23 protein-coding genes and 2 tRNA genes are annotated in these 24,837 nt (G+C 70.2%); 14 read left to right on the top strand and 11 right to left on the bottom strand.

All coding sequences use genetic code 11. The features are described from left to right. Window positions 1-16: 16 nt before the first annotated feature. The 3 genes from AB0H78_RS18615 to AB0H78_RS18605 all read left to right on the top strand — a co-directional run bounded on the left by AB0H78_RS18615 (window position 17) and on the right by AB0H78_RS18605 (window position 2,252). Window positions 17-90, top strand: a tRNA-Met gene (locus tag AB0H78_RS18615). Between the two features lie 218 nt (window positions 91-308). Beyond that, window positions 309-2,078, top strand: a complete 1,770-nt coding sequence (locus AB0H78_RS18610) for a sel1 repeat family protein (protein ID WP_363235498.1) — start codon at window positions 309-311, stop codon at window positions 2,076-2,078. 100 nt (window positions 2,079-2,178) lie between these two features. Continuing rightward, window positions 2,179-2,252: transfer RNA gene (locus tag AB0H78_RS18605), tRNA-Met, on the top strand. A 63-nt stretch (window positions 2,253-2,315) separates the two neighbouring features. Here AB0H78_RS18605 and AB0H78_RS18600 read toward each other — a convergent pair. From AB0H78_RS18600 to AB0H78_RS18585, 4 genes are all read right to left on the bottom strand, one after another. Beyond that, complete coding sequence (locus AB0H78_RS18600) at window positions 2,316-3,452, bottom strand: ABC transporter substrate-binding protein (protein ID WP_363235497.1); 1,137 nt, start codon at window positions 3,450-3,452, stop codon at window positions 2,316-2,318. A gap of 37 nt (window positions 3,453-3,489) precedes the next feature. Next, the gene (locus tag AB0H78_RS18595) at window positions 3,490-4,371 is read right to left on the bottom strand and encodes an ABC transporter permease (RefSeq protein ID WP_363235495.1); all 882 of its coding nucleotides are present in this window, start codon (window positions 4,369-4,371) and stop codon (window positions 3,490-3,492) included. Beyond that, on the bottom strand, window positions 4,368-5,177 hold the full coding sequence (locus tag AB0H78_RS18590) for an ABC transporter ATP-binding protein (protein ID WP_363235493.1): 810 nt from the start codon (window positions 5,175-5,177) through the stop codon (window positions 4,368-4,370). Before AB0H78_RS18590 ends, AB0H78_RS18595 begins: the two co-directional genes overlap by 4 nt. Window positions 5,178-5,424: 247 nt before the next feature. Next, window positions 5,425-5,841, bottom strand: coding sequence for a Fur family transcriptional regulator (locus AB0H78_RS18585; RefSeq protein ID WP_363235492.1), 417 nt, complete (start codon window positions 5,839-5,841; stop codon window positions 5,425-5,427). A 126-nt stretch (window positions 5,842-5,967) separates the two neighbouring features. Here AB0H78_RS18585 and AB0H78_RS18580 point away from each other — a divergent pair, with 126 nt between their 5' ends. Beyond that, a complete protein-coding gene (locus AB0H78_RS18580; RefSeq protein ID WP_363235491.1) occupies window positions 5,968-7,440 on the top strand; it encodes a catalase in 1,473 nt (490 codons plus the stop codon). Between the two features lie 65 nt (window positions 7,441-7,505). Here AB0H78_RS18580 and AB0H78_RS18575 read toward each other — a convergent pair whose 3' ends face one another. Continuing rightward, on the bottom strand, window positions 7,506-7,910 hold the full coding sequence (locus AB0H78_RS18575) for a CBS domain-containing protein (RefSeq protein WP_363235490.1): 405 nt from the start codon (window positions 7,908-7,910) through the stop codon (window positions 7,506-7,508). Window positions 7,911-8,079: 169 nt separating this feature from the next. After that, window positions 8,080-8,880, bottom strand: a complete 801-nt coding sequence (gene hisN, locus AB0H78_RS18570) for a histidinol-phosphatase (protein ID WP_363235489.1) — start codon at window positions 8,878-8,880, stop codon at window positions 8,080-8,082. Between the two features lie 131 nt (window positions 8,881-9,011). Between hisN and AB0H78_RS18565 the strand changes: the two genes are divergently transcribed. Beyond that, entirely contained in the window at window positions 9,012-9,605 is a 594-nt protein-coding gene (locus AB0H78_RS18565; RefSeq protein WP_363235488.1) for a TetR/AcrR family transcriptional regulator, read from the top strand. Window positions 9,606-9,614: 9 nt separating this feature from the next. Here AB0H78_RS18565 and AB0H78_RS18560 read toward each other — a convergent pair whose 3' ends face one another. Beyond that, entirely contained in the window at window positions 9,615-11,303 is a 1,689-nt protein-coding gene (locus AB0H78_RS18560) for an ABC transporter family substrate-binding protein (protein ID WP_363235487.1), read from the bottom strand. Between the two features lie 225 nt (window positions 11,304-11,528). Here AB0H78_RS18560 and AB0H78_RS18555 point away from each other — a divergent pair, with 225 nt between their 5' ends. Genes AB0H78_RS18555 through AB0H78_RS18545 form a run of 3 tightly spaced genes read left to right on the top strand, consistent with a single transcriptional unit; the run spans window position 11,529 to window position 15,508 of the window. Beyond that, a complete protein-coding gene (locus AB0H78_RS18555; RefSeq protein WP_363235486.1) occupies window positions 11,529-12,512 on the top strand; it encodes an ABC transporter permease in 984 nt (327 codons plus the stop codon). Window positions 12,513-12,527: 15 nt separating this feature from the next. Next, window positions 12,528-13,460 carry an ABC transporter permease gene (locus tag AB0H78_RS18550; RefSeq protein ID WP_363235485.1) on the top strand — a complete coding sequence of 311 codons (933 nt, stop codon included), beginning with the start codon at window positions 12,528-12,530 and terminating at the stop codon, window positions 13,458-13,460. Further along, window positions 13,460-15,508: a dipeptide ABC transporter ATP-binding protein gene (locus AB0H78_RS18545; protein WP_363235483.1), complete on the top strand. Its 2,049-nt coding sequence runs from the start codon at window positions 13,460-13,462 to the stop codon at window positions 15,506-15,508. The genes AB0H78_RS18550 and AB0H78_RS18545 overlap by 1 nt, the downstream gene beginning before the upstream one ends. Here AB0H78_RS18545 and AB0H78_RS18540 read toward each other — a convergent pair. From AB0H78_RS18540 to AB0H78_RS18525, 4 genes are all read right to left on the bottom strand, one after another. Then, window positions 15,497-15,820, bottom strand: coding sequence for a multidrug efflux SMR transporter (locus tag AB0H78_RS18540; RefSeq protein WP_363235482.1), 324 nt, complete (start codon window positions 15,818-15,820; stop codon window positions 15,497-15,499). The genes AB0H78_RS18545 and AB0H78_RS18540 overlap by 12 nt on opposite strands. Before the next feature lie 99 nt (window positions 15,821-15,919). Beyond that, window positions 15,920-16,930, bottom strand: a complete 1,011-nt coding sequence (gene rsgA, locus AB0H78_RS18535; protein WP_363235481.1) for a ribosome small subunit-dependent GTPase A — start codon at window positions 16,928-16,930, stop codon at window positions 15,920-15,922. 4 nt (window positions 16,931-16,934) lie between these two features. Next, window positions 16,935-18,251 carry a 3-phosphoshikimate 1-carboxyvinyltransferase gene (aroA, locus tag AB0H78_RS18530; protein WP_363235480.1) on the bottom strand — a complete coding sequence of 439 codons (1,317 nt, stop codon included), beginning with the start codon at window positions 18,249-18,251 and terminating at the stop codon, window positions 16,935-16,937. Window positions 18,252-18,318: 67 nt separating this feature from the next. Next, window positions 18,319-19,005, bottom strand: coding sequence for a M50 family metallopeptidase (locus AB0H78_RS18525; protein WP_363235479.1), 687 nt, complete (start codon window positions 19,003-19,005; stop codon window positions 18,319-18,321). Between the two features lie 37 nt (window positions 19,006-19,042). Between AB0H78_RS18525 and AB0H78_RS18520 the strand changes: the two genes are divergently transcribed. From AB0H78_RS18520 to AB0H78_RS18495, 6 genes are all read left to right on the top strand, one after another. After that, window positions 19,043-19,861, top strand: coding sequence for an SOS response-associated peptidase (locus AB0H78_RS18520; protein ID WP_363235478.1), 819 nt, complete (start codon window positions 19,043-19,045; stop codon window positions 19,859-19,861). Window positions 19,862-20,101: 240 nt separating this feature from the next. Then, entirely contained in the window at window positions 20,102-20,749 is a 648-nt protein-coding gene (locus tag AB0H78_RS18515) for an alpha/beta family hydrolase (protein ID WP_363235477.1), read from the top strand. Window positions 20,750-20,993: 244 nt separating this feature from the next. Beyond that, on the top strand, window positions 20,994-21,650 hold the full coding sequence (locus AB0H78_RS18510; RefSeq protein ID WP_206969350.1) for a sigma-70 family RNA polymerase sigma factor: 657 nt from the start codon (window positions 20,994-20,996) through the stop codon (window positions 21,648-21,650). Further along, window positions 21,647-21,967, top strand: a complete 321-nt coding sequence (rsrA, locus tag AB0H78_RS18505) for a mycothiol system anti-sigma-R factor (protein ID WP_363235476.1) — start codon at window positions 21,647-21,649, stop codon at window positions 21,965-21,967. Before AB0H78_RS18510 ends, rsrA begins: the two co-directional genes overlap by 4 nt. A 187-nt stretch (window positions 21,968-22,154) precedes the next feature. After that, the gene (locus tag AB0H78_RS18500) at window positions 22,155-23,564 is read left to right on the top strand and encodes an HD-GYP domain-containing protein (protein WP_363235475.1); all 1,410 of its coding nucleotides are present in this window, start codon (window positions 22,155-22,157) and stop codon (window positions 23,562-23,564) included. Between the two features lie 14 nt (window positions 23,565-23,578). Next, window positions 23,579-24,811 carry an HD domain-containing protein gene (locus tag AB0H78_RS18495; RefSeq protein ID WP_363235654.1) on the top strand — a complete coding sequence of 411 codons (1,233 nt, stop codon included), beginning with the start codon at window positions 23,579-23,581 and terminating at the stop codon, window positions 24,809-24,811. Window positions 24,812-24,837: the final 26 nt, after the last annotated feature.

Raw genomic sequence — 24,837 nt, 5'->3', positions numbered from 1 at the left:
GGTTGCAACACAACGACGCGGGGTGGAGCAGCTCGGTAGCTCGCTGGGCTCATAACCCAGAGGTCGCAGGTTCAAATCCTGTCCCCGCTACTGAAGGCCAAGGCCCGGATCTCGAAAGAGATCCGGGCCTTCGTCATGCATATGGTCGTTTGCCTCTGTCATGTGACGGTCCGAAGAAGCCGCCGTGCGGGGGGAGTTGGGCCCGGATCATGTTTGACTTGTCTCCCTGTGGGCATGTCGACAAAACGCTGAAGTGACCTCACCGGCTGCGGTATACCAGGTGTACGCGGGTTGCAGGTGGTGCGACGATGGTATTTATGGGGGACAGGGCAACTCTGTTGAAGACAGGGCGGTTTGTGCATACGCACGCCGATATCGGAACGGACGCCGAGAGCGAGGCGCGCTTCCGGTGTGCGGCGGAGAGCGGCGATGCCGCCGCGATGAGCGCGCTCGGTGCCCTGCTGCTGCGCCGCGGCGATCTCGATGGTGCAGAACCCTTCCTGCGCGCTGCCACCGCCGAGGGCGACCGGGCAGCCGCCAACAACCTGGGTGTACTGCTCCATCAGCGCGGCTACGCCGACGAGGCCGCCGGATGGTGGCGGATCGCCGCCGTCGCGGGCTCCGCGGCCGCCGCCCACGCGCTGGGCCGGCACTACCGCGAGCGCGGCGACGAGCCCGCCGCCGAGTACTGGCTGCGCCAGTCCGCCGAGTCCGGGCACGCACTCGGTGCGTACGCCCTGGCCGATCTTCTGGAGCACCGCAGCGACGTCGGCGCCGAGCGCTGGCTGCGCGCCGCCGCCGAGCAGGGGCACCGCGAGGCCAGTTACCGGCTCGCGCGCGCCCTGGACCGTGCGGCGACCGAGGACAAGCCCGCCGCCGAGGCCGAGCAGTGGTACCGGCAGGCGGCCGCGCGCGGGCACCGGCGGGCCGCCCTGCACCTCGGGGCGATCCTCGAGAAGCGCGGCGACCTCAAGGAGGCGGGCCGCTGGTACCTCACCTCCGCCAAGGACGGCGAGGCGCGGGCCGCCTGCGCGCTGGGCTTCCTGCTGCGCGACGCGGGCGACGAGGAGAGCGCGGCCGTGTGGTGGCTGCGCGCCGCTCAGGACGGCGACGGGAACGCGGCCAACGCGCTCGGCGCGCTGCACGCCGCCCGCGGTGAGCAGCAGACCGCCGAGCGCTGGTACCGGGCCGCGATGGACGCGGGCGACGTGAACGGTGCGTACAACCTCGCGCTGCTCTGCGCCGCCCAGGACCGCAACGCGCAGGCCGAGCAGTGGTACCGGCGTGCCGCCTACGCGGGTCACAGGGAGGCTGCCAACGCGCTGGCCGTGCTGCTGCTGCAGGGCGGCGACCCAGCAGGGGCGGAGCCCTGGTTCTCCAAGGCGGCCGAGGCGGGCAGCGTGGACGCCGCGTTCAATCTCGGCATCCTGCACGCCGGCCGCGACGACGACCAGGCGGCCTTCGTCTGGTACGAGCGGGCGGCAGCGGCCGGGCACACCGAGGCTGCGCTGCAGGTCGGAATCGCCCTGCTCAGGGACGGCGAGGAGCAGAGCGCCGAGCGTCATCTGCGGTGCGCGGCGGGCGGCGGCAGCGCGGAGGCGGCCTTCCGCCTCGGGGCGCTGCTCGACTCGCGCATGCCGCCGCCGGGGCCGCCGATCCTCGGCGAGCCGGTGACCGAGAAGAGCGAGTGCGAGGAGTGGTACGAGCGCGCGGCCGAGCAGGGCCACCGGCGTGCCCAGGTCCGCGTGGGGATGCTCGCCGCGTCCCGCAACGATGTCGAGGGGGCCGCGCGCTGGTACCGCGAGGCCGCCGAGGCGGGCAGCCGCAACGGCGCCTTCAACCTCGGGCTGCTGCTGGCCCGCGAGGGCAGCGAGCGCGAGGCCGGGCTGTGGTGGGCGCGGGCGGCGAACGCGGGGCACGGCCGGGCCGCGCTGCGCATAGGGCTCCTCGCCATCCGGCGCGGGGAGCTCGTCGAGGGGCAGAAGTGGTGTGCTCGGGCCGCCGAGCTGGGGCCGGCCGAGGTCGCGGAGCGGGCGGCACGGCTGCTCGAGGCGCTGCGGCAGGAGCTCAGCGCTTAGTGGCGCTGCGGTGACCGTGGGGGTCCGTGGGGGCTGCGCGGTAACGGGCCAGAAGCGATTTGCGCTGGTCGGCGGGGCAACGTACAGTTGTGTTCACCGACGCGGGGTGGAGCAGCTCGGTAGCTCGCTGGGCTCATAACCCAGAGGTCGCAGGTTCAAATCCTGTCCCCGCTACTTAGTAGCACCGAAGGCCCGGACTCGAAAGAGTCCGGGCCTTCGTCGTGCTCTCTCCTCGATCTACGGTTTGTGGCCCACCGCCTCCGCGTACAGCGAGCGGTCCACCGTTTTGTCCTCGGGCAGCGGGGTGCCCTTCGAGACGCCCGCGTCGCGGTACGCCTTCTGCAGCCGGTCCGTCGTTCCCTTGCGGATCTCCCAGTCCATACGGAGCGACGGCGTCGACTTGAGGATCGCCTCGTCGGTCTTGAGGAGGGCGGCGAGGGAGGCGGTGAAGGCCGGGTCCGACTTGTAGTCCCCTGCGAAGTAGGTGTTCACGGTGCGGATGTACGCCCGCAGGAAGGCGACCCCGGCGTCCGGGTCCTTGTTCAGCAGGCTCGGCCCGAACAGGACGCCGCCCAGGGGCTCGCCCTGGGGCTGACCGCCCAGGAAGGCGTACTTGGCGTCCCCGTCGACCTTTCGCCAGATGGGATCGAGCAGCCAGGCCGAGTCGACGCCGCCGTTCTGCAGTGCGGTCAGCACGTCGGCGGAGCCGAGCTGCTGGAAGCCGATGTCGGTGAGGTTGCTGCTGTGGTCCTTGAGCGCCTTCTCCATCGGGTACGAGATCACCGAACCCTTGCCGATCATCGTGCCCATCCTGCGTCCCTTGAGGGAGACGGAGGAGGCGCTCTCGCCGTCCTTGAGGCGGACCCACAGACCGCTCTTGGAAGCCGGGGCGGGAGAGAAGTTGCCGGCCACCCATTTGATGTCGAAGCCGCCGTCGATGCCGTTCATGACGGCCGCCTCGGGGGCCGCCCACTGGGCGTCGATGTCGCCCTTGGCGAGGAGCGGGAGGGCGTCGGGGGTGGGGAGGACCTTCAGCTGGACGTCCAGGCCCTCCTTGGCGAACTCGCCCTTCTCCACGGCCATTTCGAGCGGGGCGACGTACTCGGCGGCCAGGGTGCCGGTCGCGACGGTCAGCTTGCGCTTCTTGGCGAGGGGCTTGGGGGCGGGGGCGTTCTTGTCGCAGCGGGCCGGTGCGCGGTCGGGTGCGAGGTCGGCCGGGTCGGTCCAGCCGTGTGCCGTACAGCCGGGAACGGCGGTGATGGTGCGGGGCCCGGCCGCCGACGCGGGGGCGTTGTCGTCGTGTTTGGCGCAGCCGGCCGAAGTGAGCAGGGCCGTGGCCATGAGCAGGGTGAGGGTGGTGGTGCGGGTGCGCATTCCGGTTTCCTCCGTACGGGGCGTGCGGGCGGGACGGTCAGGACTGGCTGCGGCCTCGGTCGCGTGGGGCCCAGGGGGTGAGCAGCCGGCCCGCGATGCGCACCACTTCGGAGAACAGGACACCGAGGACGGCCACGCAGACGATGCCGACGAACATCACGTCGTTCTGGAAGAGCGCGCGGGAGTCGAAGATCAGGTGGCCCAGGCCGTTGGAGGCCGCTATCTGTTCCGAGGCGACGATGACGAGGACGGCGACTCCTGCCGCGATCCGTGCGCCGACGAGGACCGCGGGGAGTGATGCGGGCAGCAGGACATGGCGGAACATCTGCCAGGGCGATGCGCCGAACACCTGGCCCGCGTCGCGGTGGCCGACGGGAACTGCCAGGACTGCGGCCATCGTTGAGATCCATACGAAGAAGAAGACCGTGGCGGCGACGAGTGCGATCTGCGGGCCCTCGCCGAGGCCGAACATGTTGAGGAAGACGGGGAGCAGGGCGAGCTTCGGGACGACGTAGAGGGCGTCGAGGAGAGGTTCGAGGGCTGCTCTGACGAGGGGGAGGGAGCCCATGAGGAGGCCGAGGGCGTAACCCGCGACGGTGCCTATGGCGTAGCCGCCGAGCACGCGCTTGAGGGTGGCCCGGACGTCGGGCCAGAGGTCGCCCTGGGCTGCGCGGTCCCAGCCGTCGGACAGGATCGTGGAGGGGGCGGGATATACGCGGTCGTCTATCCACTGCTGGTACGCGGCCAGTTGCCACAGGAGGACCAGGGCCAGGGGGACCGCGATCGCCAGGGTCAGTTCCAGGGTGCGGCGCCTGCGGTGGGTGCGGGCGGGGTGGAGTTCGTGTGGCCCCGGTTTGCGGACCAGTACCGCTTCTTCCTGGTCGGGCCGGGGCTGGTGGGTGGCGGCTGTAGTTGTCATGCGGGGGCCTTCTCTGTACGTACCTTCTCCGGGCGTACCTCGGTGCGGAGCAGGTCCCACAACTCGCTCTTGAGGGCGGTGAATTCAGGGGTCGTACGGATGTCGCCCGTACGGGGGCGGGGGAACGGGGGGCGCCGTTCGGCGATGATGCGGCCCGGGCGGGCGGACATGACCAGCACGCGGTCGCCAAGGACGATCGCCTCTTCGAGGCTGTGGGTGATGAAGAGGGTGGTGGTGCGGGTGGTCTGGGTGAGGTCGAGGAGTTCGTCCTGGAGGATCGTGCGCAGCTGGGCGTCCAGGGCTGCGAACGGCTCGTCCATGAGGAGGAGTTCGGGCTCCACGGCGAGGGCGCGGGCAATCGCCACGCGCTGGCGCATGCCGCCGGAGAGGGTGGCGGGGTAGGCGTCGGCGAAGTCGGCGAGGCCGAGGCGGCTCAGCCAGTCGCGGGCCTTGGCGTTCGCTTCCGCGCGGGGGGTGTGCTGGATGTCCAGGCCGAAGCGGACGTTGGCCAGGACGGTCTTCCAGTCGTAGATGCCGTAGTCCTGGAAGATCATCGCGGCGGGGCGGGGGGACTGCGTACGGATGCGGAGTTCGCCCTGGGAGGGGCGGAGGAGGCCGGCGGCTATGCGGAGGAGGGTTGATTTTCCGCAGCCGGAGGGGCCGACGATGCAGGTGAACTCGCCCGGGGGGATGTCGAGGTCGAGGGGGCCGAGGGCGGGGAGGGACTTGGGGCCTCGGCCGAAGGTGCGGGTGAGGGTGCGGGCCTGGAGTTTGGGGTGTGGGGTGGGGTGCGGGTCGTCTCCCACGGGGGCTCCCTTGCGCGGTGCGGGGTGATGAACGCGCAGAGAATATGACGGGGCGTCAGATTGTGGAAGAGGTGCGGAGGGTGGGGCTGGTGGGGCTTGTCCCCTGACCCGCCCCTTCCCGCTGTGACATTGTGCGGCTCCGCCGCGGGCGGGGCTGCCGCCCCGGGCCCCGCTTTCGGGGGCTCTGCCCCCGGACCCCCGCTCCTCAATCGCCGGAGGGGCTTGATTGGGCCCTCGGGTGCTCTTGTCAGGCTGTTGCGCAGGCCGGGCAGACGCCTCGGTAGGTGACTTCCACGCCGGAGATCGTGAAGCCGAAGCGTTCCGTGTCCGGGAGCGACGTCAGGGGGTTGCCCGTGGGGTGGACGTCGCGGATGGCGCCGCACTGTGCGCAGACCAGGTGCTGGTGCGGGCGGTGGGCGTTCGGGTCGTAGCGCTTGGCGCGGTGGTCCGTCGAGACCTCGAGGATCTCGCCGAGCGAGACCATTTCGCCCAGGGTGTTGTAGACGGTGGCGCGCGAGATCTCGGGCAGTCGTGTCACGGCGCGCGCATGCACCTCGTCGGCCGTCAGGTGGACGTGGTCGCCGTCGAGGACCTCGGCCACGACACGGCGCTGCGCGGTCATCCGCCAGCCTCGGCCGCGAAGGCGTTCCAACAGGTCACTCATAAGGGTCAGCCTAACAGGCAAGGGGCCGAAGTCCCGAACAGGTGTGACTTTGGACCTCTGATTGACTTAGACAATGTCCAGTGTAGGGTCGGAAGCAGCTTGACGCCATGGACACGGCTGGCAGGAATGACGCAGGAGGCGCACATGACGACACAGGGACCGCTCACCACAGAGGCCGGCGCACCGGTCGCGGACAACCAGAACAGTGAGACCGCGGGTCTCGGTGGACCGGTGCTCGTCCAGGACCAGGCGCTGCTCGAGAAGCTCGCGCACTTCAATCGCGAGCGCATCCCGGAGCGGATCGTGCATGCGCGCGGCGCCGGTGCGTACGGCACGTTCACGCTGACGCGTGATGTCTCGCAGTGGACGCGTGCGAAGTTCCTTTCGGCGGTCGGCAAGGAGACGGAGACGTTTCTGCGGTTCTCCACCGTCGCGGGGAACCTCGGGTCCGCCGATGCCGTGCGTGACCCGCGCGGCTTCGCGCTGAAGTTCTACACCGAGGAGGGGAATTACGACCTCGTCGGGAACAACACCCCCGTCTTCTTCATCAAGGACGCCATCAAGTTCCCCGACTTCATCCACACGCAGAAGCGCGACCCCTACACGGGCTCGCAGGAAGCCGACAACGTGTGGGACTTCTGGGGGCTGAGCCCGGAGAGCACCCATCAGGTGACCTGGCTCTTCGGCGACCGTGGTATTCCGGCCACCCTGCGCCACATGAACGGGTACGGCTCGCACACGTACCAGTGGAACAACGAGGCCGGCGAGGTCTTCTGGGTCAAGTACCACTTCAAGACCGACCAGGGCATCAAGAACCTCACCCAGGCCGAGGCCAACCAGCTCGCCGGTGAGGACCCCGACAGCCACCAGCGCGACCTCCGTGAGGCCATCGAGCGGGGTGAGTTCCCGTCCTGGACCGTGCAGGTGCAGATCATGCCGGCCGCCGAAGCGGCTGCGTACCGCTTCAATCCGTTCGACCTGACCAAGGTCTGGCCGCACGAGGACTACCCGCCGATCGAGATCGGCAAGCTCGAGCTGAACCGGAACCCGGAGAACGTCTTCGCCGAGACCGAGCAGTCCATCTTCTCGCCCGCGCACTTCGTGCCGGGCATCGGTCCCTCGCCGGACAAGATGCTGCAGGGCCGTCTTTTCGCGTACGGCGACGCCCACCGCTACCGCGTCGGCATCAACGCCGACCACCTGCCGGTGAACCGCCCGCACGCCACCGAGGCGCGGACCAACTCCCGTGACGGCGCGCTGTACGACGGCCGTCACAAGGGCGCCAAGAATTACGAGCCGAACTCCTTCGGCGGGCCCTTCCAGACGGACCGGCCCCTGTGGCAGCCCGCCCAGGTGTCGGGTGCCACCGGCAACCACGAGGCGCCCAGCCACGCCGAGGACGACGACTTCGTACAGGCCGGCAACCTTTACCGGCTGTACTCGGAGGAGGAGAAGGTCCGTCTGATCGAGAACCTCTCCGGGTTCATCGCCAAGGTGTCGCGCGACGACATCGCCGAGCGGGCGATCGACAACTTCCGCAAGGCCGACGGTGACTTCGGCAAGCGGCTCGAGGTCGCGGTCGCCGCCCTGCGCGCCTGACAGCGGGTGGTGAGCAGAGGGCCGGTCCTGTTCGTCGGGGCCGGCCCTCTTTTACGTATCGGCTGTCAGGACACCAGTTGCTCCGCCGGGTGCAGTCTGTCCGGCGCCCAGCAGCGGATGATGTCGCGCACCGACACCACACCCACCGGGCCCACGTCGTCCAGGACGATCAGATGCCGGAAGCCGCCGTGTGCCATGGCCGCCGCGGCCTCTTCCAGGGTCCAGGACGGTGCGGCGAAGACGACGTCGGTCGTGGTGTGCGTGGCGGAGAGCTCACGGTCGGGGTCGAGGCCCGCTCCCACCGCGTTGAGGATGTCGCGTTCGGTGAGGATGCCGAGGCCGCTGGTGTCGGGGTCGAGGACCACGGCCGCTCCTACGCGGCGTACCGACATCAGTCTGGAGGCCTGACGCAGGGTGTGGGCGGGGCCGATGGTGAGGACCACTGTGCTCATGGCGTCGCGGACGAGCATGAATGGAGCCACCTCCTTGGTGGACCGGATCACGAGAACCGATTCACAAATTCACAAGTGGGGGAGCTCTTAGAGTCGCATCCCACCGTGGGGTCAACAAGGGGGTGGTAGAGGCAAGTTGAGGGGCGCGTAAAACCACGGCTCACGCCCCTCAGGCGTCACGGAACCCCTAGTAGCGCTGGTTCAGGTAGCCCAGCAGGTCGCCGTGGAGCAGGCCGTTGGAGGCCGCCGCGTTGCCGCCCTCCACGCCGCGCACCCCGTCCAGGCTGGTGAACTGTCCGCCCGCCTCCTCGACGATGATCGCGTTCGCGGCCATGTCCCAGAGGGAGAGTTCGGGCTCCGCGCACATGTCGACCGAGCCCTCGGCGACCATCATGTACGGCCAGAAGTCGCCGTAGCCGCGCGTCCGCCAGCAGTCCCGGGTCAGGTCGAGGAAGCCGTCGAGCCTGCCCTGCGCCTCCCAGCCGGTGAGCGAGGAGTACGCGAACGAGGAGTCCGCGACCTTGCTCACGCTGGAGACGCGCAGCCGGGTGGCCGAGGAGAGACTGCGGCCTGTGTACGCGCCGCCGCCCTTCGCCGCCCACCAGCGGCGGCCCAGCGCGGGCGCCGACACCACGCCGACCACCGGTTCGTAACCGCCCTCGCCCACCACGGTCAGGGAGATGAGCGTCGCCCAGACCGGCACACCGCGTACGTAGTTCTTGGTGCCGTCGATCGGGTCGATGATCCAGCGCCGGGGGCCCGTGCCCGCCAGGCCGAACTCCTCGCCCAGGATCGCGTCGCGCGGCCTGGCCCGCTGGAGCTGGCTGCGGATCAGCTCTTCGGCGCCCTTGTCGGCCTCGCTCACGGGGGTCATGTCCGGCTTCGTCTCGACCTTGAGGTCGAGCGCCTTGAACCGGTCCATGGTCACCGCGTCGGCGGCGTCCGCCAGGACATGGGCAAGGCGCAGATCATCGTGGTAGTCGGGCATGGTCGCCACAGTAGCCATCCGGCTCTGTTCGGGCCACCGTGCCCTGCCCGGGCACGGTCCGCCGGGGCTATTGACAGCGCTCTGTGGCCCGTCAAGTCTGAGCGAAGAGCCGCTTGGTCTGGGAGGCAACGATGCCCACAGCGCGCGAATCCTTACTCGACTCCGCCCTCTCCGCACTCACGGGCCTGTCCTGGTCCGCCGTGCGCATGGTCGATGTCGCATCCGCTGCCGGGGTCTCCCGGCAGACCCTCTACAACGAGTTCGGCAGCAAGGACGGCCTCGCCCGCGCACTGGTGCGGCGCGAGGCCGACGTCTATCTGCGGGGTGTCGACCGGGCGCTCGGCGAGACGGCGGCCGCCCCCGCCGAGCGGCTGGCCGCCGTCGCCGAGTGGACCGTGGCCGCCGCCCGCGCCCACCCGCTGGTGCGGGCGCTGCTCACCGGCTGCTGGGGCGAGCGGCTGCCCGCCCCGCGCACCGCCGCCCGTACCTCCGTGTCACCCGTACCCGCCCAGCGCCGGGCCGACGTGGGTCTGCCCGGCCCCGCCGAACTGCTCGCCGTCGTACGGGACCGGGCGGTCGCGGCGCTGGAGGCGGGCCGGCCCAAGGAGGAGTCCGCGTCGATCGCGTACCGCTGCGAGGTGGCCCTGCGCCTCGCACTGAGCCATGTCGTCGCACCGGGCGGGCAGGGGGTGGGGCGGCTGGTGCGGGGCGGTCCTGCCGCGTGAGCCGGCCGGCTACTTCACCCAGCCGACCTTGGTGTAGTCGGTGTCGGCCAGACCGGAGGCGCCGAAGTTGGCGAGGCCCTTGCGGACCGCGAGGATCTGCGGGCGCTGGTAGAGCTCGATGGAGTGGCCGAGCTTCCAGATCAGGGCGTCGGCCTCGTTGTAGAGCTTGACCGACTCGGCGTGGTCGGTCGACTCGCCTGCCTTCGTCAGCAGGGCGTCGATCTCCGGCGAGCCGACCGAGCCGAAGTTCTGGAAGAGGTTCTTGCCCTTCGGCTCGCGGAAGACCGGGGTGAGCATGGTCTGGTAGACCGCGTCGACATTGCGGAAGCTGACGAGGTCGAAGTTGCCGGTGTTGACGAACTTGTTGAAGTAGTCGTTGGCCGGGACCGACTTGATGTTCACCTTCACGCCCACCGCGCCGAGCATCTGCTGCACCAGCTCCGCCTGGTCGCTCTGGGCCGAGGTGCCGCCCGCGCTCACCGTGTAGTCCAGCGTGAGCTGCTTGCCGTCCTTGGTACGCGGCTTCCCCTCGCCCGCGTCCTTCCAGCCGGCCTCCTCCAGGAGCTTCTTCGCCTTCTCCGGGTCATAGGCGTCGAACTCGCTGGAGTTGTCCTGGTACCCCTCCTGGTTCGGCATGAAGAAGTGGTTGTTCAGCGGCTTCAGTTCGAAGGTGAGGTCCTTGCTGAAGCTCTCGTTGACGCCCGCCCGGTTGATCGCGTGCTGCAGCGCGTTGCGCACCTTCACGTCCTTCAGCGGGCCGCGGCCGCCGTTGAGCGTGATGTGCACCTCGTCCCAGCGGGCGCCGCGCCTGATGTCCGTGTCGGCCGCCTTGACCAGGCGCTTGTAGTTCTCGGGGAGCAGCGCGGTCGTCTCGTCGATCTCCTTGTTGAGGTACGCCTCGGTCTGGGCGGAGGAGTCGAGGACGCGGTAGACCACCGAGTCCAGCTTGGGCTTCGGGCCCCACCAGGCGGGGTCGGGGACGATGGTGATGGTCTGGGCGGTCTTGTCGTACGTACCGACCTTGAAGGCCGCGCCGGTGACCGCGGCCTTCTCCGACCAGCTCTTGTTGAACTTCTCCGGGGTGTCGGTGTACGCGGCCGGGTAGAGCGGGTCGAAGAGGCGCTGCCAGTCGGCGTACGGCTTGCTGAAGGTGATCTTCACGCCGTGGGCGTCGGCGCCCTGCTCGACCTTGGATATCTGGTCGTAGCCGGAGGTGTCGGCGGCCTCGTAGGCCGTGTTCGTGCCGTTCAGCGCCTTCCACTGCGCCGCGAAGTCCTGCCAGCTCAGCGGCTTTCCGTCCGACCACTTGGCCTTCGGGTTCAGTGCGTACTCCACCACCTGCGGGCTGGTGGAGACGACCTTCGCCGAGACGAGGAAGCTGGGGTTGGTGTGGATCGCGCCCTTGGCGTCCGCGTCGAACAGGTCGGGCAGGACCGCCTTGATGATGTCCTGGGCGTCGCCCTGCTGGCCGTCGACCGTGTTGATGTTGTACTGCGTGATCCACTGGTCGATGGCGAACCGCAGAGAGCCGCCCTGCTTGAGGTCGCCCGGCGGGCGGACGTTGATGCCCTGCCCGTCCACCTTGGGAGCCGCCTGCTTCGCGGCCGGTTTCGCGTCGTCGCCGGAGGAACCGCAGCCGGTCGCCACCAAGGTGGCCGACGCGGCTGCGGCGATGGCAATGAGGGTGGTTCTGCGCATCGGAATTCTTCCTCCGGTTCAGGTGCGGCCTGATCGAGACCGCAGGCTCCGCAGACGGTAAGCCGGTGCGCGAGCGCGGCGGGAGGGGTGCGGAGACCCTGCAACGGAGTCTTCGCATGTACGCAACAATCGGCGGTCAGACTGGACCGACAAGCCGACGACCTGCACCTTTCGGTCCTGCCGCGGCGTGATCCCGTCACCTTTCCTGCGGAGGAACCCAACCCCGTGGCCGCCTACCTGGCCAAGCGACTCGGCTACTACGCTGCCCTGTTGCTCGTCGCCGTCTGCCTCTCCTACCTCCTGTCGTCACTGGCGCTCGACCCGCGCGCGTACTACGAAGGCCGCCAGCCGCCCCTGTCGCCCGCCTCGGTCGACCACCACCTCACGGCGCTCGGCGTCAACGACCACGAGCCGCTGCTCACCCGCTTCCTGCGGTGGGCCGGGCACGCGGTGCGCGGCGATCTCGGACAGACCATCGACGGGACGCCGGTGGGTGCCGAGTTCGGGCGCCGCATCGGTGTCAGCCTGCGGCTTCTGCTGCTCGGTACGGTCGCGGGCACCGTCATCGGGGTGCTGGCCGGGGCGTGGACCGCCGTACGCCAGTACCGGCTCTCCGACCGCGTGGTGACGCTGGTGTCGTTCGTGCTGCTGTCGACTCCCGTGTTCCTGCTGGCCGTTCTGCTGAAGATCGGTGCGATCTGGTTCAACCAGACGACCGGGACCGAGGTCATCCGCTTCACCGGCGAGAAGACACCCGGCGTCGACTCCGGTTTCTGGGCGGTGTTCCAGGACCGCGGGGTGCATCTGCTGCTGCCCACCGTCTCCATCGCCCTCGGGACGATCGCGAGCTACAGCCGCTACCAGCGCTCCACCATGCTCGACGTCCTCGGCTCGGACTATCTGCGCACCGCCAGGGCCAAGGGGCTCAGCCGGCGCACCGCCCTGCTCAGACACGGTCTGCGGACCGCGCTCATCCCCATGTCGACGTACTTCAGCTACGGATTCCTCGCCCTGTTCACCGGCGCCACCTTCACCGAGACGATCTTCGGCTGGCACGGCATGGGCGAGTGGTTCGTCTCCTCGATCGGCAAGAACGACGTCAACTCGGTCGTCGCCGTCAATGTGTTCGCCGCCGTGGTGGTCCTGCTGTCCGGCTTCCTCGCGGACGTGCTTCACGCCGCGCTCGACCCGCGTATCCGCCAGGCCTGAGGAGTACGACCCGTCATGACCGCCGTCATAGAGACCGCCGCCGACGCGGCCGCCCAAGCCCAAGGAGCCGCGCCGCCACGGCCGGTGGGGCGCGCCGGCGTGGTGGCGCGCAGATTCGTACACAACCGGGGTGCGCTCGCCGGGGGCGTCGTCCTGCTGCTGCTCTTCCTGCTCGCCTTCCTCGGGCCCCTCCTCAGCCCCTGGGACTACGCGCACATCGACTACGGCGCGCTGCGCGAAGGCCCGAGCGCCGACCACTGGTGGGGCACCAACCGCATCGGCCAGGACGTCTTCGCGCAGACGGTGCGCGGACTCCAGAAGTCGCTCGTCATCGGGCTGCTCGTGGCGCTCTTCTCGACGGTGCTCGCCTCGCTGGTGGGCGCCTGCGCCGGGTACTTCGGGGGGTGGACCGACCGGGTGCTGATGTTCTTCGTGGACCTGCTGCTCGTTTTCCCCTCGTTCCTGATCATCGCGATCGTCTCGCCGCGGCTGCGGGGCGGCGGCTGGTTCGCCTTCGTGGCGCTGCTCGCCGTCTTCGGCTGGATGATCACCGCGCGGGTGGTGCGGTCGATGACCCTGTCGCTCAAGGAGCGCGAATTCGTGCGCGCGGCCCGGTACATGGGGGTCGGCCCGTTCCGGATCATCTGGCGCCATGTGGTGCCGAACATCGCCTCGTTCCTGATCATCGACGCGACGATCGCGGTGGGCGGGGCGGTGATGAGCGAGACGGCGCTCTCCTACTTCGGGTTCGGCGTGCAGTCGCCCGATGTGTCGCTGGGCACGCTCATCGCGTCGACGACGGGGGCGGCCGTCACGTACCCGTGGATGTTCTTCTTCGCGGCGGGCCTGCTGATCGTGTTCGTACTCGCGGTGAATCTCGTGGGGGACGGGTTGCGCGACGCGCTCGATCCGACCTCGCGCACCCGGCGCAGGAAAGGATCGAAGTGATGGCCGCCGTACTGAAAGTGAGCGGGCTGGAGGTCGACTTCGACGGACGGCCTGCCGTGCGCGGAGTCGACTTCTCGCTGGAGCGCGGCGAAGTCCTGGGCCTGGTGGGGGAGTCGGGGTCGGGGAAGTCGGCGACCGCGCTGGCGGTCCTCGGGCTGCTGCCGGGCAATGCGGCGGTACGCGGCTCGGTGCGGCTCGGCGGGCAGGAGCTGGTCGGAGCCTCGGACGTGGCCCTGTCGAAGGTCCGGGGCAGCCGGATCGCGATGGTCTTCCAGGACCCGCTCTCCGCGTTCACCCCGGTCTACCGCATCGGGGACCAGATCGCGGAGGCCGTGCGCGCACATCAGGACGTATCGAAGGAGCGGGCGCGCAAGAGGGCTGTCGAACTCCTCGACCTGGTGGGGATTCCGGAGCCGGACGTACGGGCGCAGGCCTTCCCGCACGAGTTCTCCGGCGGGATGCGGCAACGGGCGATGATCGCCATGGCGATGGCGAACGACCCCGATGTGATCCTCGCCGACGAGCCGACCACGGCACTCGACGTCACCATCCAGGCCCAGGTCCTCGACGTCCTGCGGACCGCCCAGCGGGAGACGGGGGCGGCGCTGGTGCTGGTCAGCCATGACCTGGGGGTGATCGCGGGGGCTGCGGACCGGGTCGCGGTGATGTACGCGGGACGGGTCGTGGAGACGGCGGGGGTACGGGAGTTGTTCGCGCGGCCCGTGATGCCTTACACGATGGGGCTGATCGGGGCCGTGCCGCGGGTGGATGCGGCGGGGGGCGCGCTGGTGCCCATTCCCGGGAACCCGCCGGGGGCGGGGGCCGTGTTGCAAGGGTGCCCATTTGTGGAACGGTGCCCTCTGGTCGAGGAGCGGTGCCGCGAGACGGAACCCGAGTTGTGGGCCCACACGGCCTCGGGGGCCCATGAGTTGGACGGGGCCCATGAAGTGGCCTGCGTACGGGGTGGCGAGATCGTCGAGCGGGGGCTCGGGGTGCTGGATGTGTTCCCCGTGCCGGTGATTCCCGATGTGGTTCAACACGGCCCGGGGGAAGCCGTGTTGAGCGTACGCGGGCTCGTCAAGACCTTCCCCGTGCTCAAGGGATCCGCCTTCAAGCGGCGCGTCGGGACCGTCCATGCCGTGGACGGCGTCGACCTCGACATCCGGCGCGGCGAGACCCTCGCTCTCGTCGGCGAGTCCGGATCGGGGAAGTCCACCACCCTCTTCGAACTGCTCGATCTGGCGCGCCCGGAGGGCGGCACCGTCGAGCTCTTCGGGCAGTCGCTCGACGGGCTCGGCAAGGCCGGACGCGCGGCGCTGCGCAGACAGGTGCAGATCGTCTTCCAGGACCCGATGGCCAGTCTGGATCCCCGGATGACCGTGGGCGACATCGTCGCCGAACCGCTGCGGGCGCAGGGTGTGCGCCGTACGGCAGCTGCCCGGCGCGTTCCCGAACTCCTGGAGCAGGTGGGGCTCGACGCGGCCCACGCCGACCGGTTCCCGCACGAGTTCTCCGGAGGTCAGCGTCAGCGCATCGGGATCGCGCGGGCGCTGTCCGTCGAGCCCCGGCTGCTCGTGCTCGACGAACCCGTCTCGGCCCTCGATGTGTCGGTACAGGCCGGCGTGCTCAATCTGCTCCAGCGCCTCAAGGCGGAGCTCGGCCTCGCGTATCTCTTCGTCTCGCACGATCTGTCCGTCGTACGGCATATCGCGGACCGGGTGAGCGTCGTCTATCTCGGGCGTACGGTCGAGTCAGGACCGGTCGAGGAGATCTTCGAGCGGCCCCGACACCCGTACACCCAGGCCTTGTTGTCGGCCGTACCGCTGCTCGACCCGGAACGCGAGCGCGAGCGGCAGCGCACCAGGATCCTGCTCCCTGGCGATCCGCCGAGCCCGACCCGCCGCTACGAGGGCTGCCGGTTCAGCGCCCGCTGCCCGGTGTTCGCCGGACTCGGGGCGTCGGAGAAGGCGCGGTGCACGAGCGAGGAGCCGGTGGCGGTCGACGACGGGGCCGCCTGTCACTTCCCGCGCGTGCTGTCAGTGGGCTGAGCCCGAGAGCTGCAGTCCGATGACGCCGACGATCACGAAGGAGATCGAGACCAGCTTCAGGGTGGAGACGATGTCGCCCAGGAAGATCATTCCGTAGATGGCGGTCCCCGCCGCGCCGATACCCGTCCACACGGCGTACGCGGGACCGACGTCCAGCTTCCGCAGCGCGAGCGTCAGCAGGCCGAAACTGCCGAGCGCGAAACAGGCGAAGGCGACCGTCGGCCAGAGCCGGGAGAACCCGTGCGAGAGCTTGAGGCAGACGGCGAAACCCGTCTCCAGGAGTCCTGCGACCACGACCAGCAGCCACGGCATGTTGATTCCTCCGCCTTCGCCCTCGGATTGGTGACTGCTTCGTCATCAGTTGGTGCGATTATGCATTTAGCCAGGGGGAGGTGGCGGTAAACGTGACGGTCAGTCGCCCTCGCGTCGTTCCCGGGTGGCGAGCAGCCGGCGCAGCGAGTACAGCCGGGCCGGGTCCGCGTGGCCATCGGCCACCCAGGCGTCCAGGGCGCAGTCCGGTTCGTCGTGGCTGCAGGCGCGCGGGCACTCCTCCGTCCCCGGTACGAGGTCGGGGAAGGCCAGGATCACGCGCGAAGGGTCCACATGGTGGAGTCCGAAAGAGCGCACGCCCGGAGTGTCGACCACCCAGCCGCGTCCGCCCGGCAAGGGGAGCGCGAGCGCCGATGTGGTGGTGTGGCGGCCGCGCCCCGTGACGGCGTTGACGTGTCCCGTCGAACGCCGGCGGTCCTCGGGGACGAGCGCGTTGACCAGGGTCGTCTTGCCGACGCCCGAGTGGCCGACGAAGGCGGTGATCTTGTCGTTGAGGAAGTCCCGTACGCGGTCGGCGGCCTCGCCCTTCGCCAGTTCGTCGCGGCTGGTGACGACATAGGGGATGTCGAGTGCGCCGTAGGACTCCAGGAGTTCGTCCGCGGAGGCCAGGTCGGACTTGGTCAGGACGAGGAGGGGCGAGAGCCCGCCGTCGTACGCCGCGACCAGACAGCGGTCGATCATGCGCGGGCGCGGCTCGGGGTCGGCGAGCGCGGTGACGATGGCGAGCTGGTCGGCGTTGGCGACGACCACGCGCTCGTACGGGTCGTCGTCGTCGGCCGTACGGCGCAGGACCGAGGTCCTGGGCTGGATGCGGACGATGCGCGCCAGGGTGTCCTTGTCGCCCGAGAGGTCTCCGACCACCATCACCTGGTCGCCCACCACGGCGGCCTTGCGGCCCAGTTCGCGGGCCTTCATCGCGTGGACCGCGCGGCCCTCGATGAGGACGGTGAGGCGGCCCCGGTCCACGGTGAGGACCATGCCCTCGGCCGCTTCCTCGTGCTTGGGGCGGATGTTGGTGCGGGGGCGGTTGCCCTTGGGGTTGGGGCGGACGCGGATGTCGTCCTCGTCGGGGTTCTTGCCGTAGCGGCGCATCGCGTCAGACCCCGAGCATTTCGGTCCACATCTTCGGGAAGTCGGGGAGCGTTTTCGCGGTCGTGCCCACGTTCTCGATCCGAACGCCCTCCACCGCGAGCCCGATGATGGAGCCCGCCGTCGCCATCCGGTGGTCGTCGTACGTGTGGAACGTGCCGCCGTGCAGCGCGCGCGGCTTGATGTGCAGCCCGTCGGCGGTCTCGGTGACATCGCCGCCGAGCTCGTTGATCTCCTTGGTGAGCGCGGCCAGCCGGTCCGTCTCGTGCAGGCGCAGGTGGGCCACGCCGCGGAGGGTGGACGGGGAGTCGGCGAGGGCCGCGACGGCCGCGATGCCGGGGGTCAGCTCGCCGACCTCGCTCAGGTCGACATCGATGCCGTGGATCGTGCCCGTGCCGGTGAAGGTGAGGCCCTGGGCGGTCAGTTCGCAGGTCCCGCCCATCTCCGTGAAGATCTCGCGGAGCGCGTCACCGGGCTGCGTGGTGCGGGACGGCCAGTCGGGGATCGTGACACGGCCGCCGGTGATCAGGGCCGCGGCCAGGAACGGCTGGGCGTTGGACAGGTCGGGCTCGACGGTCAGGTCGCGGCCCAGCAGCGCGGAGGGGGAGACCCGCCAGACGTTGGGCTCGCCGCCCGTCTCCGGCTCGTCGACCTGGGCGCCGATGGACCGGAGCATGTCGACGGTCATCCGGATGTGCGGCATGGAGGGGAGGGTCGCGCCCGTGTGACGTACCTCCACCCCCTGGTTGAAGCGGGGGGCGGAGAGCAGCAGCGCGGAGACGAACTGGGACGAGGAGGAGGCGTCGATCTCGACCGGGCCGCCGTCCAGGGCCCCGCTGCCGTGGACCGTGAGCGGGAGGGCGCCGCGGCTGTCGTCGTCGATACGGGCGCCGAGGGCGCGCAGCGCGTCGATGACACCGTGCAGCGGGCGTTCGTACGAACGGGGGTCGCCGTCGAAGCGGATGGGGCCGTTGGCCAGCGCGGCGACGGGTGGCAGGAAGCGCATGACCGTACCCGCGTTGCCGACGTCGATGGTGGCCGGGCCGTGCAGGCCGGCCGGGATGACGCGCCAGGCCTCACCGGAACCGTCGGGGCCGACGCCTTCCTCGATGCCGACGCCCATGGCGCGCAGCGCCTCGGCCATGAGGAGGGTGTCGCGGGAGCGCAGCGGGCGGCGGAGCCAGCCGGGCTCGGCGGCGAGCGCGGCGAGGACCAGACCGCGGTTGGTGACCGACTTCGATCCGGGCACGGTGACCGTCGCGTCGACGGCCCCTACGGCATGGGGGGCGGGCCAGAGGGCGGTGTGCACGGAGCTTTCGGTCATGGCTCGCAGTTTACTGGCGGGTCACTGGACGGGGCGCCAGACGAGGGGCACGGCTTGCGGGGGAGAGTCACAAGCCGAGCAGCCAGCGGCCGCCGCCGATGAGGCAGCAGAGCGAGACGATGTGGAACAGGAGGAGCCAGAGGGCCGCGGGGGCGTGCGTGAGGCGGGCGAGCTGGTCCGCGTCTGAGTCGCCCGCGTTGTAGCGGCGGCGCTTGGCCTGGAGTTCGAAGGCGGGGCGTACGCCGCCGATGAGCAGGAACCAGACGGCCGTGTACGCGAACGCCGCCTGCACCTGGGGGCCGGTGAGCCAGGAGATCAGGACGAAGGCCGCGCCCGTGACGATCACGGTGAGAGCGCCGTACGCGTTCCGGATCATGACCAGCATCGCGATGAGCAGGGCGCTGACCGCCCACAGGAGCAGGGTGATGTGGTTCGCGGCGAGGAGCGCCGCGCCACCGAGGCCGAGGAGGGGAGGGGCGGTGTACCCGGCGGCGGCCGTGAGGATCATGCCGGGGCCGTGCGGTTTGCCGCGGCTCACCGTGAGGCCCGAGGTGTCGGAGTGCAGCCGGATGCCGTCGAGGCGGCGGCCGGTGAGCAGCGCGACCAGGCCGTGACCGCCCTCGTGGGCGATGGTGACGGCGTTGCGGGACAGGCGCCAGACGGAGTGGGGGACCACTGCGGCCAGGGCCAGCGCGGCGGCACCTATGACCAGCCACTGGTCGGGGTCGGGCTGGGTGCCGAAGATGCGATCCATCTGCGGGGGGCTCCTCGGGGGTGGCAGGCTGGGACGTATGTGCGGACGGTATGCGTCGAGTCGTAAGGCCGAGGATCTCGCAGGAATCTTTGAGATCGAAAAATGGGATCCGACGGAAGCTCTGGCTCCGGACTGGAACGTGGCACCGACCAAGTCGGTGTACGTGATTCTGGAGCGTCCTGTAAAGGACGCCGAGGATGGCCGTCCGGTTCGTCAGCTGCGGACCTTGAAGTGGGGGCTTGTGCCGTCCTGGGCGAAAACGCCCGAGGGCGGGGCGCGGATGATCAACGCGCGGGCGGAGACCGTCCACGAGAAGCCGTCGTTCCGGCGGCCCTTCGCGGCGCGGCGCTGCATCGTTCCCGCTGACGGCTATTACGAGTGGGTGACCGCCGCGGAGGAGCGGGGGCTGGAAGTCGAGGGGAAGAAGAAGCGGCCCAGGAAGCAGCCGTACTTCGTGACGCCTGCCGACGGGTCGGTGATGGCCTTCGCCGGGCTGTACGAGTTCTGGCGGGACCGGACGCTTCCTGACGATCATGAGCTGGCGTGGTGGGCGACCTGCACGATCGTGACGACCGAGGCGGAGACGACGCCGCTGGCGGGGTACGGGGGTGGGGCGGGGCCCGCGTCGCTGGCGGAGATCCATCCGCGGATGCCGTTGATGCTGCCGCGCGAGCGGTGGTCGGACTGGCTGGATCCGGCGTTGACCGAGGCGGAGGAGGTGCGGGGGCTGCTCGCGCCGCCGCCGGCTGGGCTCGTGCGGGCCTTTCCGGTGCCGACTGCTGTGAGCAATGTCCGTAACAACGGGCCGGAGCTGGTGACCGAGCTGGACGGGCCGGAGGTCGGGACGTTGTTCTGACGTTTTGCGGGTGCGGGTGCGGGTGCGGGTGCGGGTGCGTTGTGGTGCGCACGGCCTGGCGGCCGCGCGGGGTTCCCACCCGCACCACCCGTGCAGGTTGAGGGGACAGTGCGGGCCTTCTTGTGGGGTGCTGAGCACCGTCGGCGGCCGCGGGTCCGGCGCACCGGGCGCTTCGGCGCCCCCTGCCCTTTTGAAGTGCGCTGAGCGCCGTTCGCGGCTGCGGCACCTTCCACCGGCAGGATGTGGTCCGTGAGCCGAGTCGAGAGTGTTGAGACGGACATCGGGGAAGCCCGCGTCACCTGGTACCCCGGGAAGAAGCCGTGGCTGGTCGTGGCCCTGGGGCACGGGGCCGGGGGTGGGATCGAGGCGCGGGATCTGCAGGCTCTTGCCGGGGCGCTGCCTCCGCTGGGGGTGACGGTCGCGCTGGTGGAGCAGCCGTGGCGGGTCGCCGGGAAGAAGGTCGCTCCCGCCCCGAAGACCCTCGACGTGGGGTGGCGGGCCGTCTGGCCCGTACTGGAGAAGCCCGGGCTGCCCGTCGTCGCCGGAGGCCGGAGCGCGGGCGCGCGGGTGGCCTGCCGGACCGCGGGCGAGCTGGGGGCCTGCGGGGTCCTCGCGCTCAGCTTTCCGCTGCATCCCCCGGGCAGGCCGGAGAAGTCCCGCAGCGAGGAGCTGCTGGGCGCGGGCGTCCCCACGCTGGTCGTACAGGGCGGGAACGATCCCTTCGGGAAGCCCGCCGAGTTCCCGGAGGGGGAGTACGGGCTGGTGGAAGTGGGCGGTGGGGACCATGGGTTCGCTGTCCCGAAGCGGGGACCGCTGACGCAGGAGCAGGCGCTGGGCGTCATCACGGACGGGGTCGCCGAGTGGGTGCGGATGCTCCGGGAATGTTGAGCACGGGACCACTGTTGTGGCGGACAGAAGGTTCTTGAGGGTCCTTACGGGCCCCGAACGTGGAGAGGGAGTCCGTCGCATGGGTTCGACCATCTGCCCGCGCCGCCCGCAAGCTGCTGACCTGGAGTGGACGGTGCTTTCGGGGGCCAAGGCCGCTTCCGTTCGAGCGGCGGACGGGATGGATGTTCGTCTATCCTCCGATTCGAGTGGGTCCGCATTCGGACCTGCCATGGCGTTGGAGGAGGTGGGTCCGGTCACTGGTACCGACACAGGGACCGAAGACGGCCACGCGGAGGAGACGACCGCCGAGCGCAATGCACGCTTCGAGCGGGACGCTCTCGGATTCCTCGACCAGATGTACTCGGCCGCGCTGCGTATGACGCGTAACCCGGCCGACGCCGAGGACCTGGTGCAGGAGACGTATGCGAAGGCGTACGGATCCTTCCACCAGTTCCGCGAGGGAACCAACCTCAAGGCGTGGATGTACCGCATCCTGACCAATACCTTCATCAACTCCTACCGCAAGAAGCAGCGCGAGCCGCTGCGCAGTGGTGCGGAGGAGATCGAGGACTGGCAGCTCGCGCGTGCCGAGTCCCACATGTCGACCGGACTCCGGTCGGCCGAGTCGCAGGCGCTCGACCACCTGCCCGACTCGGACGTGAAGGAAGCACTGCAGGCGATCCCGGAGGAATTCCGCATCGCCGTGTATCTCGCGGACGTAGAGGGCTTTGCGTACAAGGAGATCGCAGACATCATGGGGACACCCATCGGAACGGTGATGTCCCGACTGCACCGCGGCCGCCGGCAGCTGCGCGGCATGCTCGAGGACTACGCCCGTGACCGCGGGCTGGTTCCGGCGGGCGCCGGAGAGTCGGACGAAGCGAAAGGCTCGGGCTCATGAGCTGCGGAGAGCCGCACGAGACGGAATGCTCCGAGGTCCTGGACCATCTCTATGAGTTTCTTGACCATGAGATGCCCGACACGGACTGCACCAAGTTCGAGGTGCACTTTGACGAGTGCTCGCCGTGCCTGGAGAAGTACGGCCTCGAGCAGGCCGTGAAGAAGCTGGTGAAGCGGTGCTGCGGCAGTGACGACGTGCCTGCCGACCTGCGGTCCAAGGTCATGGGGCGGATCGATCTGATCCGGTCGGGGCAGGCGGTGCCCGAGCAGGACGTGACGGTGGCGAGCGCGGATTCGCCGGCTGCCGCCAAGGAGTGAACTTCCCCTTTCCGCAAGGGACTTGAAAGAGGCCGTGACGTCCGCGTCGCGGCCTCTTTTGCATGGGGAAAGCATCGGTCTGTCACCCGAAGGTGCTGCACGAAGCCCGAATCGGCCCCCTGGTGACCTCAGCGCGCCTATTCTCCCCAACCTGTACGAGGAAAGGGTGAGGAGAGGGTGAGGGCTGATGCGGGGACTGCCTGCAGGGGCGCGCGTCTACGTGCTGTGCGCCGTACTGGGGGCCCTGATGTGCGCCCTGCCCGCGGAGATGGACGGCGGCCGTACGCCGTGGCGCGCCGTCGCCCTGCTCGCCGCCCTCTACGCGGGGTGTGAGCTGCTCGGCCGCCGGTCGCTGGGGTCCGGGGCCTTCTTTCCCGTGCTGCTGGCCGCCGCCCTGCTGCTGCCGCCCGCGGCTGCCGCGCTGGTGGCTGTACCTGGAGCGCTCGCCGGCAAGGTCGAGGACCGGCCGTACACGGTGCGCAGAGTGTGGCGTGCCGCCCAACTCGCCCTCGCCGTATGGGTGTCGGCGCAGGTCTACGGGGTGGTGGGGGAGCGGGGAGCGGGTGAGCTTCCGTGGATGCTGGTGCCCGCACTGGTCACCACGCTGGCCTTCTGTCTGACCCTGACCGTGCTCGACGGCGGGATCCTCGCCACGGCGGAGAGGCTTCCGCTGCGGACCGCCTGGCGCGGGCTGCTGGTGCCCTCGCTCGCACCGCACCTGGTCCATGGTCTCGCGGGGCTGATGATGGCCGTCCTGTGGCGGAGCGTGTACGGGCCGGGGGCCGCGCTTTTCGTGCTGCTGCCGATGTACATCTCCAGTTGGGTGTTCGCCCAGTACCACCGGGAGCAGGCCGCTCATCAGGCCACCATCCGCGCTCTGGTCCAGGCGGTCGACATCAAGGACCGGTACACCCGCGGGCACAGCGAGCGGGTCGGGCAGGCCTCCGCGATGATCGCGCGGGAGCTGGGGATGGACGGGGAGCGGCTCGAGGTGCTGCGGTTCGCCGGAATCCTGCACGACGTGGGGAAGCTGGGGGTGCCCACGCGGCTGCTGCGCAAGGACGGGCCGCTGACGCCGGAGGAGCGGCGGGTCATCGAGCTGCATCCGGAGTACGGGCACGAGATGGTGCGCGGGATCGGCTTTCTGGGGGAGGCCCGGGCGGCGATCCTGCATCACCATGAGCGGCTGGACGGGAGCGGGTATCCGTACGGGCTCGCCGGGGAGCAGATTCCGGAGTTCGCGCGGGTGGTGGCTGTCGCGGATGCCTTCGATGCGATGACCTCCACGCGGTCGTATCAGCGGGCCCGGCCTGTGGCTGCGGCGGTGGAGGAGCTCCGGCGGTGTGCGGGGGTGCAGTTCGATCCGGGGATCGTCGATGCGTTTGTCGCCGCGCTCGGGCGGGAGGGGTGGCGGCCCGCCGTCACCGCCGATGACGGGGTGGGCGTCGGGGCGGGCGGGGCCGCTGGGCGAGGCCTTCTCCCGCACCCCGCCCCTTCCCGATCCTGGGGCTCCGCCCCGGACCCCGGACCTCAAGCGCCGGACGGGCTTGATCTGCCCGGGGTCGGTGCGCCGGACGGTCGCAGGGGGCTCGGGTGACTCGCCGGGTTCCGGTGGTCGTGCGCGGTGTGTACGGCGCCGCCTTTGCCGTCACCCTGCTCGGGGTCGGGTGGACCCTCTGGGGCGGGGTGGTCGAGCCCGGGGCCGCGCTCGCCTTCGGGGTGCTCGTCGCCGTCGGGGAGGTCGTGCGCCGGGGGCAGCTGGATCGCGAGCCGGCGCCGCTGGGGGCCGCCGGGGCGCTTGCGTACGCCCTTCTCGGGCAGGACGGGGGGCGTCCCACCAGTCACGGTGCGCTGCAGGTCGTGGCCGTCGTGGTGGCCGGGGCGCTCGTCGGGGCCGTGCCCCATGTGGCGCTGGGGCGGGGGCCCGACCTGGACCACATGGCCCGTCGGGTGCTGACCGTCGGGTTCGCCGCGGTCTGCTTCCAGCCGCTGTACAACTCCGGGCGGCTGATGGAGTGGGTGGGGGGCGGGCCGTACTTCGTGCTCGTCCTGCTGCTCCTCCTGGTGCTGACCGCACTCTGCGACGCCGTCCTCGCCGCCGCCATGGTGCGGGCCCGTACCCGCTATCCGTACGGCCCCCTCCTCCGCGACGAACTGCGCGGGCTGATCGGCATCGGCTCCGCCGTCTGCGCCACCGGCGTCGTCATGGCGCTGGGGGTGGCCGTCGCCGGGCTGTGGGCGCTTCCTGTCGTCTCCGTACCGCTCCTGCTCACCCAGCTCTCGCTGCGCCGCTACGCGGTCGTACGGACGACGTACGCCCAGACCATCACCTCGCTCGCCCGCGCCACCGAGGTGGCCGGGTACACCCCGCCCGGGCATGCCCGCCGGGTCGCCGCGCTCAGCCGGGCGGTCGGGCGAGAGCTGGGGTTCTCCGAGCCGGAGCTGACCGTCCTGGAGTACGCGGCCCTGATGCACGACATCGGGCAGCTGTCCCTCATCGATCCGGTGCCCGACGGGGCCACCGAACCGCTGCCCGCCGCCGAACAGCGCAGGATCGCGCTGCTCGGCGGGGCCGTGGTGCGCCAGACCGGGGTGGACGCCGAGGTCGCGGTCGTCGTGGAGCGGCAGGCGGATCCCTACCGGGAGCAGCCGCCGGCCGCCCGGATCGTACGGGCGGTCAATGCGTACGAGGACCTCACGGGGGGAAGCGGAGGGGTGGGCAGCCCCCTGGAGGCCCTGGAGAGGCTGCGGCTGGGGACCGGGCACGACTACCACCCCGCGGTGGTGGAATCACTGGCCCATGTCCTGTCCAGGGGCGGAGTCACCCCCGTCCCGCCTGGGTAACCACTGGGTAATGAGCGGGCATCCGG

This window comes from Streptomyces sp. NPDC050738 (assembly GCF_040654175.1).
Lineage (GTDB): Bacteria > Actinomycetota > Actinomycetes > Streptomycetales > Streptomycetaceae > Streptomyces.
The sequence above is the reverse complement of the archived record's forward strand: the minus strand, read 5'-3'. Positions and strand labels throughout refer to the sequence as shown.